Below are 3,212 nucleotides of genomic sequence, written 5' to 3' on the forward strand. Positions count from 1 at the left end.
CCACGTAGGAGTGGCGGCGACTGACGCGCCCTCTGCGAGCATCGCCTTCCGGCCGGCGCCGTGGACCCCGACGACCTGATCTGAACGAGGCGGGAGTGAACCGACGAGCAAACGAGAGCGCGACGGCTGTGGTGCTCGGCCGCGTCGGGCTGCCGGAGCCGGTGCAGGCGCTTGCGGCGCGGCGGTGGGATGTCGTCGTGGTGGGCGCCGGACACAATGGCCTCGCGTGCGCCGCTTACCTGGCGCGCGCGGGGAAGCGCGTGCTGGTGCTCGAGGCCCGCGAGCGCGTCGGCGGTGCGTGCACGCTCGAGGAGCCCTGGCCCGGCGTGCGCGTGTCTCCTTGCGCCTACGTCGTCGGACTGCTGCATCCGCTCGTCATGCGCGAGCTGGACCTCCCCGGCCACGGTTTCCGCTGGATGCCCGCGGTGGGCGGGATGTTCGTGCCCTTCGAGGACGGCAGCAGCATCCAGCTCTGGAACGACGATGCGCGCTGCGAGGCGGAGATCCGCCGCTTGTCGCCGCGCGATCTCGGCGGCTGGCGCGCCATGCAGGCCGTGAAGCGCCGCCTGCGCGACACCCTCCGCCCCGAGGGGGCCGGCGATATCTGGATCGGCCCGTCGCCCACGCGGGACGAGATCGAGCACCGGCTCGGCGGCGACCCGGAGGCGTGCGCGCTCCTGTTCGAGTGGTCGATGGTGGAACTGGTGGAACGCTATCTCGGGGACGAACGGCTGCAGCTCGCCTACCTGGGGCAGGGGGTGATCGGCACCAACGCCAGCCCGCACGACCCGGGCACCGCCTCGGTGTGGTATCACCACGCGTCCGGGCGCATGGACGGACAGCCCGGCAGCTGGGGCTACGTCGAGGGCGGGATGGGCATGGTGTCCTTTCTCCTGTGCGACATCGCCACCGAGGCGGGGGCCGTGGTCGCGGCGGGAGTGCCCGTGGCGCGCATCGTCCCGGGGGAAGGGGTCGCGCTGGCGTCGGGCGAATGGATCGCGGCGGCGTGCGTGATCTCCAACGCCGACCCGCGAGCCACGCTCGAGCTCCTCGGCCCGGCGGCCGACCCGGACTGGGCCGAGCGGGTGCGGGCCATCCCCATGAAAGGCGTGACGGTCAAGGTGAACCTCACGCTGACCGAGCTGCCGAACTTCACCGCGCGCCCAGGCACCCGTGCGCCGCACCACACCGGCCAGATCAACACCCCGCTCGCCAAGCAGGAGTGGCGCGACTTCCACCGCATGGCCAATCAGGGCCTCCTGCCGCCCCGCACCTGGAACGAGCTCTATCTGCAGACCGTCTTCGACCCGAGCGTCGCGCCCGCGGGCGTGCACACGCTGAGCATCTTCGCCCAGTACGTCCCCCATGACTTTCGCGACGGCGACTGGGGCACGCGGCGTGACGAGGTCGGCCGCACCGTCCTCGCCTCGCTCGCCCGCTTCTGCAGCAACATCCCCGGCGCGGTCACCGGAATGGAGGTCCTCGGTCCACCCGACATCGAGCGCCGAGTGGGCCTGACCGGCGGCCACATCTTCCAGGGCGAGATCCTGCCCGACCAGATGTGGGACCGCCGTCTCCCGGCGCGCACTCCGATGCCGGGCGTCTTCCTCTGCGGCGCGGGGACGCATCCGGGGGGGAGCGTGATGGGGATCAATGGGAGGAACGCGGCGATGGAACTGCTGGCGGACGGACGGACGGACAGACGGACGGACAGACGGACGGACGGACCGTGACAGCACACCGCGCGGTGTGCCTTTTCCGCCCGTCCGTCCGTCTGTCCGTCTGTCCGTCCTATCCCCACCCCCTCAACGCTCGCACGAAGTCGTGCAGCACCAGGAATTTCTCGTACACCAGCACCCCCTTCCGCTTCTGGCCGAACTCGGCGAAGAGGTCGCGGAGGCGGCCGCGGCGGGTCACGTAGAAGCGGAAGACTTCGGCGAAGTCTTCCTGGGGGTGCTTGGCGGCATAGGCGGTGACGAAGTCGCGCGGGGCGATCGCGACGCGGCTGCGCTGGAAATAGACCCAGGTGTTGTCCATCCCGCGGTATGCCTTGTCCACTTCGCCGAACGCGCGGCGGAAGGGGCGGCTCCGGGCCCAGTCCCAGTGGTGGTACAGGAAGCTGTGTCCCAGCTCGTGGGTGATGAGCCCGACCAGCATGGTCCACGGGATCTCGTCCTGCCGCCGCTTGCCGATGACGTAGCGCTGCTCGATCTCGACGATCTTGGGGTAGCGCGGGTCCACGCCCGAGATCCCGGGGCGCAGCAGGACCCGATAGCCCCAGTCGCGGATCCGTGAGACGAGGAGCAGCCGGCGGACGCGCGTGAGCGCACGGGGAATGAGCTCGCGCCCGGTGGCGTCCTGGCCGCACCACGGGCAGACGTCCATCCGGTCGTCCACGCCGCGGTGGCAGTGGGGGCACTCGCCCTCGAACAGGTCGTCCTCGTTCCAGACCTGCGGCCGCCCGCACCAGGGACAGAACCGCATCGGGTACTGCACCCCGCCGCCGCACCCCCAGTCGCACCGCGCATCCATCCGGAAGCCTTTGGGCGCCTTGAGCGGCCGCTCGCTCGAGTAGCCCGGCTCGGCGATGTCGGCGTCGCACCAGGGGCAGAAGGAGAACTTGTCCGACACCTTCCAGCCGCAGCGGTAGCACTCGGCACCGGTCACGTCGCCCTCGTCGGGCCAGCGCTGGGGACGGCCGCAGTTGGCGCAGTAGGACCAGTATTTCCCGAGCTCGTGTCCGCAGACGCACCGGTATCCGGCGCGCGGCCCGCGCCCGTGGCGCCTAGGCGTGCTCATAGCGCCGCATCGCCTCGTCCACCAGCCGCTGGATGAAGTGGTAGTAGTCGAGGCCGGCCTTCTCCGCGGCGTTGGCCATGTCGTGTCCGTAGCTGATGAACGGGTTGGCGTTGGCCTCGAGCACCCAGAGCTCGCCGTCGGGCGCGAGGCGGACGTCGAGCCGGGCGTAGTCGCGCAGCCAGAGCGCGCGGAAGGCGGTCCGGCAGATGGCTTCGATCCGCGCCCGCGTCGCGCGGGCGATGGGGCGCGCGAACACGTTCCTGATCCCCTTACGGGCGCGGTAGTCCTCGTCCCACTTGGCGAACCGGGTGGCGATCCGCTCCTCGGCCCGGGTGCGGCGCTTGTCGAATACCATTTCGGTAATCGGCAGCACCTCGAGCGCCTCGCCGTTCCCCACCAGGCTCACGTACAGC

3 protein-coding genes are annotated in these 3,212 nt (G+C 70.8%); 1 reads left to right on the plus strand and 2 read right to left on the minus strand.

What is annotated here, in order from left to right:
* The first annotated feature begins 95 nt into the window (after window positions 1-95).
* Window positions 96-1,733 (plus strand): NAD(P)/FAD-dependent oxidoreductase, encoded by a 1,638-nt coding sequence (locus tag VF092_20675; GenBank protein HEX6749719.1) that lies wholly within the window; start codon window positions 96-98, stop codon window positions 1,731-1,733.
* A gap of 58 nt (window positions 1,734-1,791) precedes the next feature.
* Here VF092_20675 and VF092_20680 read toward each other — a convergent pair whose 3' ends face one another.
* A complete protein-coding gene (locus VF092_20680) occupies window positions 1,792-2,799 on the minus strand; it encodes a putative zinc-binding metallopeptidase (protein HEX6749720.1) in 1,008 nt (335 codons plus the stop codon).
* Window positions 2,786-3,212 (minus strand): hypothetical protein (locus tag VF092_20685; protein ID HEX6749721.1); only part of this gene is annotated, 427 nt, incomplete at its 5' end. The genes VF092_20685 and VF092_20680, both read right to left, overlap by 14 nt.

The sequence above is a fragment of the Longimicrobium sp. genome (assembly GCA_036377595.1).
Classification (GTDB): Bacteria; Gemmatimonadota; Gemmatimonadetes; order Longimicrobiales; family Longimicrobiaceae; genus Longimicrobium.